10 protein-coding genes are annotated in these 14,580 nt (G+C 72.2%); 5 read left to right on the top strand and 5 right to left on the bottom strand.

Annotation, left to right across the window (positions count from 1 at the left end; translation table 11 throughout):
* Positions 1 to 47: 47 nt before the first annotated feature.
* Positions 48 to 533, bottom strand: a complete 486-nt coding sequence (locus ACIO3P_RS08430; RefSeq protein WP_401848458.1) for a DUF456 domain-containing protein — start codon at positions 531 to 533, stop codon at positions 48 to 50.
* A 53-nt stretch (positions 534 to 586) separates the two neighbouring features.
* Complete coding sequence (locus ACIO3P_RS08425; protein ID WP_329828083.1) at positions 587 to 1,579, bottom strand: helix-turn-helix domain-containing protein; 993 nt, start codon at positions 1,577 to 1,579, stop codon at positions 587 to 589.
* A 396-nt stretch (positions 1,580 to 1,975) separates the two neighbouring features.
* On the opposite strand from ACIO3P_RS08425, the gene ACIO3P_RS08420 reads away from it, so the two are divergent.
* Entirely contained in the window at positions 1,976 to 3,238 is a 1,263-nt protein-coding gene (locus ACIO3P_RS08420) for a protein phosphatase 2C domain-containing protein (RefSeq protein WP_329828082.1), read from the top strand.
* A 149-nt stretch (positions 3,239 to 3,387) separates the two neighbouring features.
* Entirely contained in the window at positions 3,388 to 5,130 is a 1,743-nt protein-coding gene (locus tag ACIO3P_RS08415) for a pyruvate dehydrogenase (RefSeq protein WP_329828081.1), read from the top strand.
* 66 nt (positions 5,131 to 5,196) lie between these two features.
* Here ACIO3P_RS08415 and ACIO3P_RS08410 read toward each other — a convergent pair whose 3' ends face one another.
* Complete coding sequence (locus ACIO3P_RS08410) at positions 5,197 to 8,307, bottom strand: alpha-mannosidase (RefSeq protein ID WP_401848461.1); 3,111 nt, start codon at positions 8,305 to 8,307, stop codon at positions 5,197 to 5,199.
* Positions 8,308 to 8,529: 222 nt separating this feature from the next.
* Between ACIO3P_RS08410 and ACIO3P_RS08405 the strand changes: the two genes are divergently transcribed.
* Positions 8,530 to 8,922 (top strand): ATP-binding protein, encoded by a 393-nt coding sequence (locus tag ACIO3P_RS08405; RefSeq protein WP_399287900.1) that lies wholly within the window; start codon positions 8,530 to 8,532, stop codon positions 8,920 to 8,922.
* Positions 8,923 to 9,122: 200 nt separating this feature from the next.
* Here the strand turns inward: ACIO3P_RS08405 and ACIO3P_RS08400 are convergent, their stop codons facing one another.
* Entirely contained in the window at positions 9,123 to 10,178 is a 1,056-nt protein-coding gene (locus tag ACIO3P_RS08400) for a DUF2637 domain-containing protein (protein WP_329828078.1), read from the bottom strand.
* Between the two features lie 211 nt (positions 10,179 to 10,389).
* On the bottom strand, positions 10,390 to 11,238 hold the full coding sequence (locus ACIO3P_RS08395; RefSeq protein WP_329828077.1) for a (2Fe-2S)-binding protein: 849 nt from the start codon (positions 11,236 to 11,238) through the stop codon (positions 10,390 to 10,392).
* Positions 11,239 to 11,390: 152 nt separating this feature from the next.
* Here ACIO3P_RS08395 and ACIO3P_RS08390 point away from each other — a divergent pair, with 152 nt between their 5' ends.
* Positions 11,391 to 12,263: a GntR family transcriptional regulator gene (locus ACIO3P_RS08390; protein WP_401848462.1), complete on the top strand. Its 873-nt coding sequence runs from the start codon at positions 11,391 to 11,393 to the stop codon at positions 12,261 to 12,263.
* 408 nt (positions 12,264 to 12,671) lie between these two features.
* Complete coding sequence (locus ACIO3P_RS08385) at positions 12,672 to 14,579, top strand: acyl-CoA dehydrogenase (protein WP_329828075.1); 1,908 nt, start codon at positions 12,672 to 12,674, stop codon at positions 14,577 to 14,579.
* Position 14,580: the final 1 nt, after the last annotated feature.

Genomic DNA, 14,580 nt, shown 5'->3' with positions numbered 1-14,580 from the left:
ACCTTCACACGGGACCCGGGCCCGCCGCACCGGTCCCCGTCCCGCCGTCAGCCCCGGGTCAGGACCACGCCCAGCCACCCGCCCACCACCAGCAGACACGCGAACAGCTCCACCAGCAGGGACGCCCCCGCGGTCCGCATGACGGTACGGGTCGACGCCCAGCCGTCCCGGTGGCTGCCCAGCCGTACCCGTTCCGCGCCGTAGATGCCTCCGACGAACCCCAGGATCCCGCCCACCACCGGCACCACGAAGAACCCCACGATGCCCGCGACGCCACCGGTCAGCAGGGTGCGGCGCGGCACCCCCGCCCTGCTGGGCCTGCGGGCCGGCAGCAGCGGTCTGAGCGCCTGGTTGAGCAGCAGGAGTGCCGTCGCGCCGATCAGCAGGGCCCAGGCGGGGCGGGTGGTGTCGGTCAGCGCCCACCAGAGCACGGCGGCCCAGACGATCGCCTGGCCCGGCACACCGGGGACGAGCACGCCGAACACACCGAGCAGCATGACCAGGGCGACCAGCACGAGCTGCCACACTTCCATCCGCCAACTGTGCAGGACGCCGCCCGTTCCCGCAGGTCGCGCCCGCGGCGTGTTCAGGCCCCGGGCCCGCGCGCCACCCAGCCCCGCTCGTACGCGTGCCACCCGAGCTGGAGCCGGGTCGTCACCCCGCTCAGCTCCATCAGCCCCTTCACCCGGCGCTGTACGGTCCGCAGCCCCAGGTCGAGCTGTTTGGCGACGCTCGCGTCCGTCATCCCGGCGAGCAGCAGCGACAGGATCTCCAGGTCGGTGGGGTCGGGGCCGGGCGGACCGTCCTCCCGTACCGCCCCGTCCGTGCCCAGCCGCAGCGGCAGCCCCTCGCGCCACACCGCCTCGAAGAGCCCCATCAGCGACTCCAGCAGCCCGCTGGCGTGCACGACCAGCGCGGCGGGCCCGACGCCGCGGCCCGTCAGCGGCACCATCGCCAGCGCGCGGTCCGCGACCACCAGCTTCGTCGGTACCCGCTCGGTGACCCGGACCCGCTCCTGCCGGCCGAGCGCCGCGGCCAGTTCGGTGAGCCCGGTGGGCTGGGCGAGCACCTCGCGCTCGATCACCACCCGATAGGCGACCCCCCGGCTCGCCGCGCCGTCCTCGGCCTCGTTCTCCCGCCCCGTCACGGCGACGGGCTGCCCCGTGACCAGGGCGCAGACCTCCTCCGTGGCGCCGAGCTGGAGCTGGAGGAAACGATGGGCCACGGCGCTGGCGCCCGTCACCACCTCGATCAGATCGTGCACGGCGGGCTCCGCCGCCTCCGCGCGGTACTCCTCGGCGAGCAGCACCGCCGCCAGCTCCGCCTGTTCGAGCTGATGACGGTGCTGGGTCAGCAGCGCGCCCAGCGCGACGGCGGGCGGCGCGGCGACCCACCGGCCCGCCCGGGAGGAGGACTGGGCGGCCAGACCCTGCCGCTCCAGCCTGCGCAGCGCCCGTTCGGTGTCCGGCTCGGGGAGGGCGAGCCGGTGCGCCAGATCAGCGACCTCCGCGGCCCCGATCGCCACCAGCGCCCGGTACGCGGCCTCGTGTCTCTCGTCAAGACCTATGGCTCCCAGCACCCTGCCCACCCCTCCCCGCTCACCCCGCGCGACCTCCTCGGACGCGTCGGTACCCCGGCCCACAGTGGCGGATACCGGCCACGGCGTAAACCCGCCGTGCTCATCATCCCCTGTAAGCCCCGGCACTCTGTCATGGTGGCGCCATCACAGCAGCAACAGTCCCGGTCATATGCCTCCGCGCCGCTTCGGCCGGGGTGTGCCGGGAGAGCGATACGCGTGGCCGGGCGGCCCGCGTATCCGCCCGCGCTGGATCTGTGACCGTTCGCCGGGCGTCCTTCCCGTGGGGGGTGGGGTCGCCCGGCGGACTCGAACCCACCGGCACAGCCAAGCGGCGTCGCGGTCCTATTTTTGGCGATGCCCGTTTTCGCTCCCCGGGAGCGGTCGACAATAAGGGACATGAGCGAGCAGGGGGAGCGACCGACCGCCGACGACTGGTGGAACCGCCTGTACGACGCGTCGGCGCCGGACACGGGCCCCGCCGCGAAGTCCGGGGACACGCTCGACGACCGCTTCGACTCGGCGGCGGGCGCGGTGAACGGGGGCGCGACCGCTCCGGGACCTACGGCGCCCTCGGCGGCCGCCGCCGCGGTGGCGGCAGCGACATCGGCGCGGCCCGCAGCTCCGGACCCGCGGCCCGCGGCTCCGGTTCCCGACCCGCGGTCCGCGCGGCCGGCGGGCGCACCCGCCCCCGCCCCGGATCGCGCGCGGGTCACCCATCTCGGAGACCGGCCGCCCACCTACGCGCCCGAACCCACCGCACTGCCCGCCGCCCACCCCGACCGGCTGGACGAACTCGTCGCCGACACCGTCCTCGACGGCGCCTCCTACGGGACGTACACCCTGCGGGCCGTGTCCGTACGGGGCGACTCCGCGCGGTTCCGGGGCGAGCCCCGGCGCGACGCGCTGCTCACCGCCCGGTTCGGGGCGGGCCCCGGCGCGCTCGTCCTCGTCGCCGTGGCCGGCGGCGCCCGCGCGGCCGAGGACGCCCACCGGGCCGCGGGCGACCTGTGCCACTGGATCGGCGGCGCCGTCGGGCGCAGCCACAGCAGGCTCTCCGAGGACATCAGGGCCGACCGCAGGGACGCGCTCAGATCCGGTCTGCACCGGCTCACCGACCGGGGGTTCGGCAGGCTCAGGGCCCACGCCGCCGAACGGGGCCTGGCGCCGGAGGAGTACACCGCCGGTCTGCGCTGTCTGCTGCTCCCCGCCGATCCCGGCTGCCGGACCCGGGTGTTCTTCGGCGCCGGCGCCGGTGGCCTCTTCCGGCTCAGGGACGGCGGCTGGCAGGACTTGGAGCCCCCGGCCGCCGCCCCCGCGGCCGCCGCGACCGGCCCGCCCGCCGAGACCCCCGAGGGCGACCGGACCACCATGGACCTGACGATCACCAAGAGCCACGCCCCGTACATCGAGGGCCCGCTCCCGCCACCGCCCGAACCGTTCCGGTTTCGGGCGTCGGCCGCCCGGCCGGGCGACACGCTCGTGCTGTGCAGCGCCGGGTTCGCCGAGCCGCTGCGCGGGGAGCCCGCGTTCGCCGGGGAACTGGCCGGCCGCTGGAAGGCGCAGGAACCACCGGGGCTGGCCGACTTCCTCGCGGACACCGCGCTCAGGGTGAAGGGGTACGCCGACGACCGTACGGCGGTCGCCGTCTGGGAGGCATGACCCCCGCGAGGCATGACCCCCGCCCGTACGCCCGCCCGGCGTGTGCCGTGGTGGCGTAGCTGCGGAGGCGCGAGGGGCCCCGCCGTGGGTTGATGGAGACCGCAGGGCGGGCCGGCGGCCCGGCCCGTCACCGGAGAGGGCTCGGATCCATGGCCAAGCAGAACGTGGCGGAACAGTTCGTCGACATCCTCGTCAGGGCGGGCGTCCAGCGGCTGTACGGAGTCGTGGGCGACAGCCTCAACCCCGTCGTCGACGCCATCCGCCGGACCCCCGCCATCGACTGGATCCAGGTCAGGCACGAGGAGACCGCGGCCTTCGCGGCCGGTGCCGAGGCCCAGGTCACCGGCGCGCTGGCCGCCTGCGCCGGCTCCTGCGGCCCCGGCAACCTGCACCTCATCAACGGCCTGTACGACGCGCACCGATCCATGGCCCCCGTCCTCGCCCTCGCCTCCCACATCCCCTCCGCCGAGATCGGCCTCGGCTACTTCCAGGAGACCCACCCCGAGCGGCTGTTCAACGAGTGCAGCCACTACAACGAGATGATCTCCAGCCCCCGGCAGATGCCCCGGCTGCTCCAGACGGCCATCCAGCACGCCATCGGCCGGAGCGGGGTCAGCGTCGTCACCCTGCCCGGTGACATCGCCTCCTCGCCCGCCCCGGAGAAGGCGGTGGAGCACGCCCTCGTCACCTCGCGGCCCTCCGTACGCCCCGGGGACGCGGAGATCGAGAAGCTCGTCCGCATGATCGACGAGGCGGACCGGGTCACCCTCTTCTGCGGCAGCGGTACGGCGGGCGCGCACGCCCAGGTGATGGAGTTCGCCGAGCGGGTCAAGTCCCCGGTCGGCCATGCGCTGCGCGGCAAGGAGTGGATCCAGTACGACAACCCGTACGACGTCGGGATGAGCGGGCTGCTCGGCTACGGCGCCGCCTACGAGGCCACCCACGAGTGCGATCTGCTGATCCTCCTCGGCACGGACTTCCCGTACAACGCCTTCCTCCCCGACGATGTCAAGATCGTGCAGGTCGACATCAGGCCCGAGCGTCTGGGTCGCCGCTCCAAGCTGGACCTCGCCGTGTGGGGCGACGTCCGCGAGACGCTGACCTGTCTGACCCCGCGCGTGCGCGCCAAGGCGGACCGCCGCTTCCTCGACAAGATGCTGAAGAAGCACGCCGACGCCCTGGAGGGCGTGATCAAGGCGTACACCCGCAAGGTCGAGAAGCACACCCCGATCCACCCCGAGTACGTCGCCTCCGTGCTGGACGAACTCGCCGACGAGGACGCCGTGTTCACCGTCGACACCGGGATGTGCAACGTGTGGGCGGCCCGCTATCTCACGCCCAACGGGCGCCGCCGGGTCATCGGCTCGTTCAGCCACGGCTCGATGGCCAACGCGCTGCCGCAGGCCATCGGCGCGCAGTTCACCGACCGGAACCGGCAGGTCGTCTCGATGTCCGGGGACGGCGGATTCTCCATGCTGATGGGGGACTTCCTCACGCTCGTCCAGTACGACCTGCCGGTGAAGGTCGTCCTCTTCAACAACTCGGCCCTGGGCATGGTGGAGTTGGAGATGCTGGTGGCCGGGCTGCCCTCGTACGGCACCACCAACCACAACCCCGACTTCGCCGCGATCGCCCGCGCCGCCGGTGCCTACGGGGTACGGGTCGAGAAGCCCCGGCAGCTCGCGGGCGCCCTCAAGGACGCCTTCAAGCACCGGGGCCCCGCGCTGGTGGACGTGGTCACCGACCCGAACGCACTCTCCATCCCGCCGAAGGTCAGCGCCGAGATGATGACGGGCTTCGCCCTCTCCGCGAGCAAGATCGTGCTGGACGGCGGGGTGGGCCGGATGGTGCAGATGGCCCGCTCCAACCTGCGGAACATGCCCCGGCCCTGACCCCGGCCCTGAACCCGCCCACCCTGACCCCGGCCCTGAACCCGGCCCGTCCCTGGGGCGGGCGGCTCACGCCGGGGTGAGCCGCAGCGTCAGGATCTGGAACGGCCGCAGCCGCAGCCGTACCCCCTCCTCGCCCGGCTCCGCGTCGTGCAGCGGCCGTTCCAGCAGATCGGTCACCCGCGCGCCGCGCACCGGGAAGCCGACGCGCAGCGTGGTGTCGGCCCGGCCGCCGGCCGACTCGTAGAGCCGTACGATCACATCGCCGCTCCGGTCCTCGGCGAGCTTGACCGCCTCCACGGTCACCGCGGAGTTGTCGACGTCGACCAGCGGCGCCAGTTCGGGGGCCGCCGCCACCCGCAGCGGCAGATTGAGCGCCAGCCCCTCCTGCACGGTCTCCTCCACCGTGGCGCCGGGCAGCAGCGCGTAGCGGAAGCGGTGCGTGCCCTGATCCGTCTCCGGGTCCGGGCTGTGCGGGGCGCGCAGCAGCGTCAGCCGTACGGTCGTGCCCAGGCCCTCCGCGTGGGGCGTCCGCGTCACGTCGTGCCCGTACGTCGAGTCGTTGAGCACCGCCACCCCGTAGCCGGGCTCGGCGACCCGCAGCCAGCGGTGGGCGCAGATCTCGAACCGGGCCGCGTCCCAGCCGGTGTTGTCGTGCGTGGCCCGGTGCACATGGCCGAACTGGATCTCGGCGGTGGACCGTTCGGCGTGCACATCGAGCGGGAACGCGGCCTTGAGGACCTTCTCCGACTCGTGCCAGTCGATGTCGGTGACGACATCGATCCGATTGCTGCCCGCCGTGAGCCGGATCTCCTGTGTGATCCGGGACGCCCCGAACTCCCGTACCACCCGCACCGATGCCCGCAGCGGGCCCGTCTCCACCAGCTCGACGGACTCGGCGGCGGTGAGATCGGTGTGCCGGTGCCGGTAGTGCCGGTCGATGTCCCAGGCGTCCCACTGGTTGGGGTGGTCGGGGTGGAGCTGGAGCAGATTGCCCCGGCCGCCGGGCGCCAGCACTTCGCGGCGCGCCACCAGATCGCGTACGGAGGAGAGGAGCCCGTCCGCGTCGACCACCACCTCCACCAACTGGTTCCGGAGCGTGATCGACCCGCCCTTGGCCGCACCGGAGACCCCCGACCGGTCCAGGGCGCCGGTGAACGACCCCGACGCCAGCGACCGGGTGAACGCGGCGGCCAGCACCCGGCCGCCCGCCAGCGGCTGCGCCCGCACCGAAGCGGGCACGTCGGCCGCGTCGAACTCGACCGGCTCACGGCGCGCGAACGGCGCCGCGTTCAGCACGGCGGGCCGCCCGCCGCCCAGCGCCGCCACCGCCTCGGCGACGATCCCCTCCAGCTCCTCCCGTACCGCCCGGTACGTGGCACGCGCCTCCCGGTGCACCCAGGCGATCGACGAACCCGGCAGGATGTCGTGGAACTGGTGCAGCAGCACCGTCTTCCAGATCCGGTCCAGCGCCTCGTACGGATAGGCGTACGGCCGCGCCCCCGGCCCCCCGCGCGCGTGCAGCGCCGCCGCCGTCGCCCACAACTCGGCCTCCCGCAGAAGGTGTTCACTGCGCCGGTTGCCCTGCTTGGTCTTGGCCTGGGTGGTGTACGTCGCCCGGTGCAGTTCCAGGTACAGCTCGCCCGACCAGACCGGCGCCCGCTCCCCGTACTCCTCCCGCGCCGCCGCGAAGAACGCCGCCGGGTGCTCGATCTCCACACGGGGCGAGCCCTCCAGGGACTTCAGCCGCCGCGCCTTCTCCAGCATCTCCCGGGTGGGGCCGCCCCCGCCGTCCCCCCAGCCGAACGGCACCAGGGAGCTCGACGCCCGGCCCTTCTCCGTGAAGTTCCGTTCCGCGTGCGCCAGTTCGGAACCATGGAACTGCGCGTTGTACGTGTCCACCGGCGGGAAGTGGGTGAAGACCCGCGTGCCGTCGATGCCCTCCCACCAGAATGTGTGGTGCGGCATCCGGTTCGACTGGTTCCAGGACAGCTTCTGCGTGAGGAACCACTTCACCCCCGCCAACTGCGCCAACTGCGGGAACGCCGCCGTGTATCCGAAGGAGTCCGGCAGCCAGATCTCCTCCGTCTCCACCCCCAGCTCCTCCTGGAAGAAGCGCTTGCCGTGCACGATCTGCCGGGCCAGCGCCTCACCGCCGGGCATGTTGGCGTCGGACTCCACCCACATCGAGCCCACCGGCGCCCACGTACCGTCCTTCACGGCCTGTTTGATGCGCTGCCAGATGTGCGGCTGGTGGTCCCGCACCCACGCGTACTGCTGCGCCTGCGAACAGGCGAAGACCAGCTCCGGATAGTCGGCCGCGAGCGCCGTGACATTGGCGAACGTCCGCGACGCCTTCCGCACCGTCTCGCGCAGCGGCCACAGCCACGCCGAGTCGATATGGGCGTGGCCCGCCGCCGAGACGCGGTGCGCGCTCGCCGACGCGGGCCGCGACAGCGCGTCCGCCAGCTCCCGGCGAGCCCCGGCCGCCGTACCCGCCACGTCGTGCAGGTCCAGCGCGTCCAGCGCCGACTCCAGGGCGCGCAGGATCTCGTGGCGCCTCGACCGGTCGGTGGGCAGCTCGGCCATCAGCTCGGAGAGCACCTCGATGTCCAGGACGAGATGCCACACCTCCTCGTCCAGGACGGCGAGTTCGGCCGAGGCGAACCGGTACAGGGGGCGGTCGCCCGCCGTCAGCACGTCCCCGAGGAGCGTCGGCTCGAAGGAGCGCAGCACGGCCGGGTTGGCCGCCGCCTCCAGCAGCAGGTCCACGGACTCGCCGCCCTCCGCCGGGGCGGCCACCGGGATGTGCCGGTTGCGCGGATGGATGCCCTTGAGCGGCACCCCCGACGCGTCGTACACCAGCCCCTCGGCCTGGAACCCGGGCCCCTCACCGGTGAACCCGGGGTCGATCACCGCCTCCACCCGGCGCCCCGCCCAGCCCTCCGGCACGGTCCCCGTCAGCCGGAACCAGCTCGTCGACCACGGCGAACCCCACTCCGTACCCGTCGCGAAGGGCTCGTAGGCCCCGCGCAGCGCCCGCTCCACCGGTACCGGTTCGCCCGGCGCGTGCCAGACGGCGAGCGTCAGCGGCTGCCGCGCCGCGTACTGCGCGGGGCGGATGAACTGGCGCAGCGCGCGCTCCAGCCGCCCTTCCACCTGAGTGCGGTCGTCGTGCATCGGGGCTCCTCGCTCCTCGGAATCGCTCTCCCCAGGACTTCCCCGCAGCCGCCGTGCGCATCCACCCGGCCGTGGCGTACGGCCGACGGGAGGCCGACAGTGACGAACACCATGAGTGGCCCATTCCGGCAAGGGGAATACACCTCTTGTACGCATGCGCACGAGCCATTTCAGGCGGGGGCCGGACGGGGGGTCAGAAGTGACGAGCGGGGGGACCGAGTGATGAGAGGGCTACGGCGCAGAGTGGGGGGCGCCGATCTGGCGGCCGTCCCCGAGGTGCGGCACGCCTTACGGGAGATGCTGGGCCACTGGCGGGAGCGGGACTCCGCCGCGGTGGCCGAGCTGCTGATGAGCGAGCTGGTGACGAACGCGCTGGTGCACACGGAGACGGGGGCGGTGGTCACGGCGACCGTCGCGGACTCGCGCCTGCGCGTGGAGGTAAGGGACTTCGTCGCCGCGCTGCCCGCGCCGCCGGAGCCGCACCGTCCGGTTCCCGACGACGCCACGAACGGCAGGGGGCTGGCGCTGGTGAGGAGCCTCGCGGACGACTGGGGGATACGGGCGAGGCCGGTGGGCAAGGTGGTCTGGTTCGAGCTGGACGGTGAGGCCGCGTAGCGGGTGGAGCGTGAACGGGGCCCGTCACGGCGGGTGGTGAGGGGGGAACGGCAGCGGACCGGCGTGACGGTCGTCCGTCACACCGGTCCGAAGGATGCCGCTGCACAGCCTTGCCCGGGTCCACCCATGGTGCTCGTGTCACCGGTACCGCTGGTACTGCTGGTACTTCCTGTACTACGGGCACTACAGGTACTACGGACTCAGCCGAACTGCCGCTCCATCTCCTTGAGCTTGCGCTCCAGGGAGTCGAGCCTCGGCAGTGCCTGGGTGTCGTCCTCGGCGGTGAGGTCGACCGTACGGGGCTCAGTACCCTTCACGGGCTGAAGGGAGAGCCGGGAACGCTGGGGAAGTTGCGGCTGCTCTCCTATAGCAGGCTCCGCTGCGGCCTCGACGGCCGGCGGCGAACCCGACCCCGAGCCGGCCGAGGGCAGGGCGACCTGACGGCCGCCGCGGCCCCGACCCCAGGAGGCGCGGTGCTGCCGGTTGAGCGCCTTGATCTGCGCCCGGTCCAACTTCCCCTGCTCGCGCCTGCGGTGACGGCTCTGTTCCTTCTGGCGCCGGTCCTCGCGGACCTCGTCGACGGCCTCGTCCAGCGTGCGCACGTTCTCGAGAAGCATCAGCGACCAGGCACCGAAGGTCTCGCGCGGCGCCCGGAGCCACCGTACGATCCGGATCTGCGGCAGCGGACGGGGGACGAGCCCCTGCTCGCGCAGCGCCGCCCGGCGGGTCTGCTTCAGCGCGCGGTCGAAGAGCACCGCGGCCGAGAGGGACATGCCGGCGAAGAAGTGCGGGGCGCCCTCGTGACCGAGGCCCGTGGGCGCGTGCACCCAGTTGAACCAGGCGGCGGCACCGGCGAACGTCCACACGAGCAGACGCGAACCGAGGGCCGCGTCACCGTGGCTGGCCTCGCGCACCGCGAGGACCGAGCAGAACATCGCCGCGCCGTCGAGACCGAACGGTACGAGGTACTCCCAGCCGCCCGAGAGGTTCAGGTTCTCCTGGCCGAAGCCGACCAGACCGTGGAACGAGAGCGCCGCGGCCACGGCGGCACAGCAGAAGAGCAGCGCGTAGGACGCGATGCCGTAAATGGCTTCCTTGCGCCTGCGGCGCTCCTCGCTCCGCTCCCAGGAGTCCTCGACGGCCGGCTTCTCCCTGGCGCGCTTGCCACCGGCGAGCACCGCCACCGCCACCAGGGCTCCGACGATCAGCACGACGCCGGGAATCAGCCAGTTCAGCGATATGTCTGTCAGTCGCATGCGGTGTTCCTTGCATCGCAGTAGGGCGTTTGAGACGCCATTTTGGCGGAAGTGCGGTGCCCCTCAGAGGGTTTCGGGACAAGAGAACACCAACGAGGCGGTGTGGCACACAAATATGCACGATCGGCTAGAGCTGCCGTTCGGCAGGTGGCTGTCATGTTCGATTAATATCACTACTGAGGGTGGCGTGGAATCCACGGGTGACGGAGGGTCAGACGGTGGCGCTGAGCTTCCTGACCCGGTCGTCGTCGCAGGTACGCGGACACGTGACGCAGGTGTCCGCGGGGCGCAACGTGTAGAAAAGGCAGCAACTCGCTCGGTCACGGGTCGGCAAAGATTCGCCGCCGGGACCCGTCAGCTCGCGGAACCCCGCCGCGCCGACGTACGGCTTGGTCGCCCCCGGCAGCAGCAGCTCCAGCTCCGCCATCGCGCGCCGCTCCTCGCCGAGCAGATGCGCGACGTACCAGAGCCCTTCGACGATCTCGTCGGTCGCCATGCCCCACAGCGCCCGCCTGCCCCGCCGCATGCGCGGGGCGAACCCCTCCAGGACCGGGCCGAGATGCTCGGCGACGGCCGTCCGCACCTCGTCGCGCAGCGCCTCCTCGTCCGGTACGACACGGGCGCCGGGCAGGGCGGCGGCGGGGTCGTCCGGGAGGCAGGCGAACTCGTCGACACGGACGGTCATCCGGCCCAGCGCCCGCTGGAACGAGACGGACCCGACCGGGATCCGGGGCACCCGGCGGTGCAGGAACCACGGCACGGTCATCAGCAGACAGGCCGGCCAGGCGTAGCGGTGCAGCGCGAAGCTGGCGATCACGTCGGGCCGGGCCCGCTGCCCGTAGTCGCGCAGCACCTGCGCCTCGTCCCAGGCGAGGAACGTGTCCAGGGCAGGGCCGCCGGCCGCCAGCTCGGTCGCGCCGACCCAGCCGCCCCCGACGGGCGGCTGCTCACTGTCCGTGAGCTGATCGATGCTCAGCGCGGGAAAAACCTCGGTCAGACGGGCGTACGCGCCCGTCACGGGAGAGGCGAGAAGGCCGGGCAGCACAGCGGGCACGGTCATGCAGGGACCACCGAATCGGGATCGTTTGCAGGTAAGCCTTACCTTACCCGATGTGATCGAGGTTTGAACTGCGCCCCTGTCGGCCTATCGTGCACAGGGAGGATCCGGCCCTCCCGCGAGCCGGGCTGACGGGACGGCCGAGGAGGACCCGGGTGGAGCAGGGCAGAGCGCGTGAGACCACCGCGCCGGTGGCGCCCGCGCCACGGGCGCCCGAAGGGGTTCGGGTGCCGGAACAGGCGCGTACGGACGCGTGCGAGCCGGTGCGAGGGGAGCACACGCACGGTGAGCGTCCGGCGCCGCCGCGGGGACGGACCCGGACCGGGACGGGCTCCGGGGCGGGCTCCGGCTCGGGCTCCGGTTCCGGGGCAGGGGGCCGGGCGGGGAACCCCGGTCACTCCGTACGGCGGCACTCGGTACGCGGCCAGATCCTCGCCGCCCTGCGGGACGCGCTGGTCGGTGGTGAGCTGGTGCCGGGCGAGGTCTACTCGGCCCCCGTGCTCGCCGAACGCTTCGGGGTCTCCGCCACCCCCGTACGCGAGGCCATGCAGCAACTCGCGCTGGAGGGGGCGGTGGAGACCGTCCCGAACAGGGGGTTCCGGGTGACCCGGCGCACCCCCGGGGAGATCGCCGAACTGGCCGAGGTGCGGGCCCTGCTCGAAGTGCCGGTGATGCTGCGCCTCGCCCGCACCGTCCCCGCCGAACGCTGGGCGGAGATACGGCCGCTGGCGGAGGCGACGGGGAGGTCCGCCGCGCTCGGTGACCGCGCGGCCTACGCGGAGTGCGACCGCGCCTTCCACCGCGCGCTGCTCTCCCTCTCCGGCAATCAGCACCTGGTCGCCGTCGCCGACGACGTACACCGGCGCTCGCAGTGGCCGCCGGCCGGCGCCCCCGCCGTACGCCGCGCCGACCTGATCGCGCACGCGGCCGAACACCTGGCGCTGCTGGAGGCGCTGACGGCGGGTGACCTGCCGCTCGTGCAGTCGCTGGTACGCGCGCATTCCACGGGGGAGTGGAACACCGCCTGAGAGGAATTGCGGTAATTCCCCGATGGGCTGTCCGGTGCCGTGAAAAAGTCTTCCATATACCCGTGATTTCCCCTCGGGGGCGAATGTCCTTTCCGTCTTTCTGTGGTGGTCGCGCCGGGCCTGCCGGACGGGGCGCCGTCCCTGCACGGCTCCGTGGACGGGTAAATGTCCTATGACTTCCCAGGCTGGATGGGGTGTAACCTCGGGTTTCCGCTGATTCGGATGTTTACGCCGTGGAGTCGAGTGGGAGCCGAGGGTAATGGAGCCCGGGTGGTTTCTCAAGCCCACCGGCCGGTGATCTTCGGCTCAAAAAAAGATCATGTCAGCTCTGGAACAGGACGCGTTGGCCGGTATTCAATTGTTTCAACTTTCCGTCCATCGGTGTAAGGCGTCCATGCGGAGCAATTCATGACCATGCTGCCATTCCGTGACAAGGACCTCCCTGGAGCTGAGCCGGAGCGTGCGCGCCGCGTCCCTGAGCTGAGCCACGAGCTGACCTACCTCCTCTTCGACGGAGAGGACCGCGCTCAGGTACACGGTGCCTGGCGTGAACTGATCGCCCGGGACGACTTCCGGCACCGTTCCACGCTGTCCACCGCCGAGCGCGTCCAGCTCTCGTACTCCCGGCTCGCCCTGGTCAACGACGCCGCCGGCGAAGCCCGGGAGCTGGCCCTCGACCCGCGCCGGCTCGCGGCGCTGCACGAGTGGACCGGGGTCGTGGACAGTGGTCTGGGCACTCTGGCGGGCATCCACTACAACCTGTTCCTCGGCAGCCTCCTCGAACAGGACGGCGGCGCCGACCCGCGCGACCTCTCCGACTTCACCTCGATGCGGCGTACGGGAACGTTCCTCTGCACCGAGGTGGACCACGGCAACGACGCCTCGGCTCTCCGGACGACCGCCGAGTTCGAGCCGGCGACCGGCGAGTTCATCCTGCACACGCCCACGCCGGGCGCGCAGAAGTTCATGCCCAACACCAGCCTGACCGGCGGCCCCAAGAGCGCCGTCGTGGCGGCGCGGCTGCTGGTCAACGGCGAGGACCAGGGAATCTTCCTGTTCCTGACCCCGCTGAGCGATCACCGCGGCCATCTGCCCGGCGTACACGTCCGGCGGCTCCCCGACCGTACCGGCACCCCCGTCGACCACTGCCTCACCTCCTTCGACCGGGTACGGCTGCCACGCGAGGCGCTGCTCGAAGGCGAGCACGGCCGACTCGACCGGGACGGGAACCTGCGCAGTACCCTGGGCAGCGCCCGCAAGCGGTTCCTGCACTCGATAGGACGCGTCACCAGCGGAAAGCTCTGCATGAGCGGGGGCAGTGTCGGTGTGTCACGGGCGGCGCTGGTCATCGCCGTACGGCACGCCCACTCCCGGCACATCAGCGGGCCGAAGCTCGGAGAACGCGTCCCGCTGGTGGCGCACCGCAGCCATCACGGAAGGCTGCTGGACGCGATCGCGACGGCGTACGCCATGACCTTCCTCCACCGGGAGGTGGTGAACCGCTGGGTCACGCACACCCCGGAGAACCGGGCGGACACCGAACGCCTGGTCGCGATCGCCAAGGGGTGGATCACCTGGCAGGCCCGCGCGATCGCCATCGAGTCCCGGGAACGGTGCGGGGCGCAGGGGTTCTTTCCGGTCAACGGTCTGTCGGACCTGCCGCTGAACATAGAGGGCAGCATCACCGCGGAAGGTGACAATCTTGTCATCTGGGTGAAGGCCGCCTCCGAGATGGTCTTCAACCACCAGGCGGAGCGCCGCCAGGACTCCGCGACGCCGCTGGCCGAGAGATCGCTGAACGATCTCGCCTTCCTGCGCGATCTCCTCGCCCGGGTCGAGGCCGCCGCGCAGACGCGGGCGCGCGAGGCCCTGCGCAGGGGGCCGTCGGGGGATCCGCTCGGCCGCTGGAACGAGGCGTCCACCCCGGCTCTGGAGATGGTCTCGGCGCATGCCTGCCTCCAGGCCGCCGACGCCTTCGTCGCCGCTGCGGCCCGGGCCGCCGACCCGATGGCACGCAATCTGCTGGAGGATGTGTGCCTGCTGTTCCTGGTCCGTCAACTCGCCCCGCACACAGGGACGTTGCTTGCCGAGGGCGAGCTGACCGCCGATCATGTCCGGGCGTTCCACGAGACCGGCGACGCCCTGGTGGCCGGTCTGGCGCCGCATATGATGACGCTGGTGGACGCGTTCGATCTGCCCGCGGAGTTCCTCTCCGCCGTCCCGATCGCCCGTGGTGGCGGGATCGGTGACGAAGAGGACACCTGGTCCACCTGGAGCCTGCGCACCTCGGACCGGCACGAGGCCGCGGTACGGTGAC

Source organism: Streptomyces sp. NPDC087310 (assembly GCF_044744405.1).
Taxonomy (GTDB): Bacteria; Actinomycetota; Actinomycetes; order Streptomycetales; family Streptomycetaceae; genus Streptomyces.
The sequence above is the reverse complement of the archived record's forward strand: the minus strand, read 5'-3'. Positions and strand labels throughout refer to the sequence as shown.

Bases quoted from the DNA above. Each gene is read 5' to 3' on its own strand.
- ACIO3P_RS08430 (WP_401848458.1), bottom strand. From the start codon at position 533: ATGGAAGTGTGGCAGCTCGTGCTGGTCGCCCTGGTCATGCTGCTCGGT.
- ACIO3P_RS08420 (WP_329828082.1), top strand. From the start codon at position 1,976: ATGAGCGAGCAGGGGGAGCGACCGACCGCCGACGACTGGTGGAACCGC.
- ACIO3P_RS08415 (WP_329828081.1), top strand. From the start codon at position 3,388: ATGGCCAAGCAGAACGTGGCGGAACAGTTCGTCGACATCCTCGTCAGG.
- ACIO3P_RS08410 (WP_401848461.1), bottom strand. From the start codon at position 8,307: ATGCACGACGACCGCACTCAGGTGGAAGGGCGGCTGGAGCGCGCGCTG.
- ACIO3P_RS08405 (WP_399287900.1), top strand. From the start codon at position 8,530: ATGAGAGGGCTACGGCGCAGAGTGGGGGGCGCCGATCTGGCGGCCGTC.
- ACIO3P_RS08400 (WP_329828078.1), bottom strand. From the start codon at position 10,178: ATGCGACTGACAGACATATCGCTGAACTGGCTGATTCCCGGCGTCGTG.
- ACIO3P_RS08395 (WP_329828077.1), bottom strand. From the start codon at position 11,238: ATGACCGTGCCCGCTGTGCTGCCCGGCCTTCTCGCCTCTCCCGTGACG.
- ACIO3P_RS08385 (WP_329828075.1), top strand. From the start codon at position 12,672: ATGACCATGCTGCCATTCCGTGACAAGGACCTCCCTGGAGCTGAGCCG.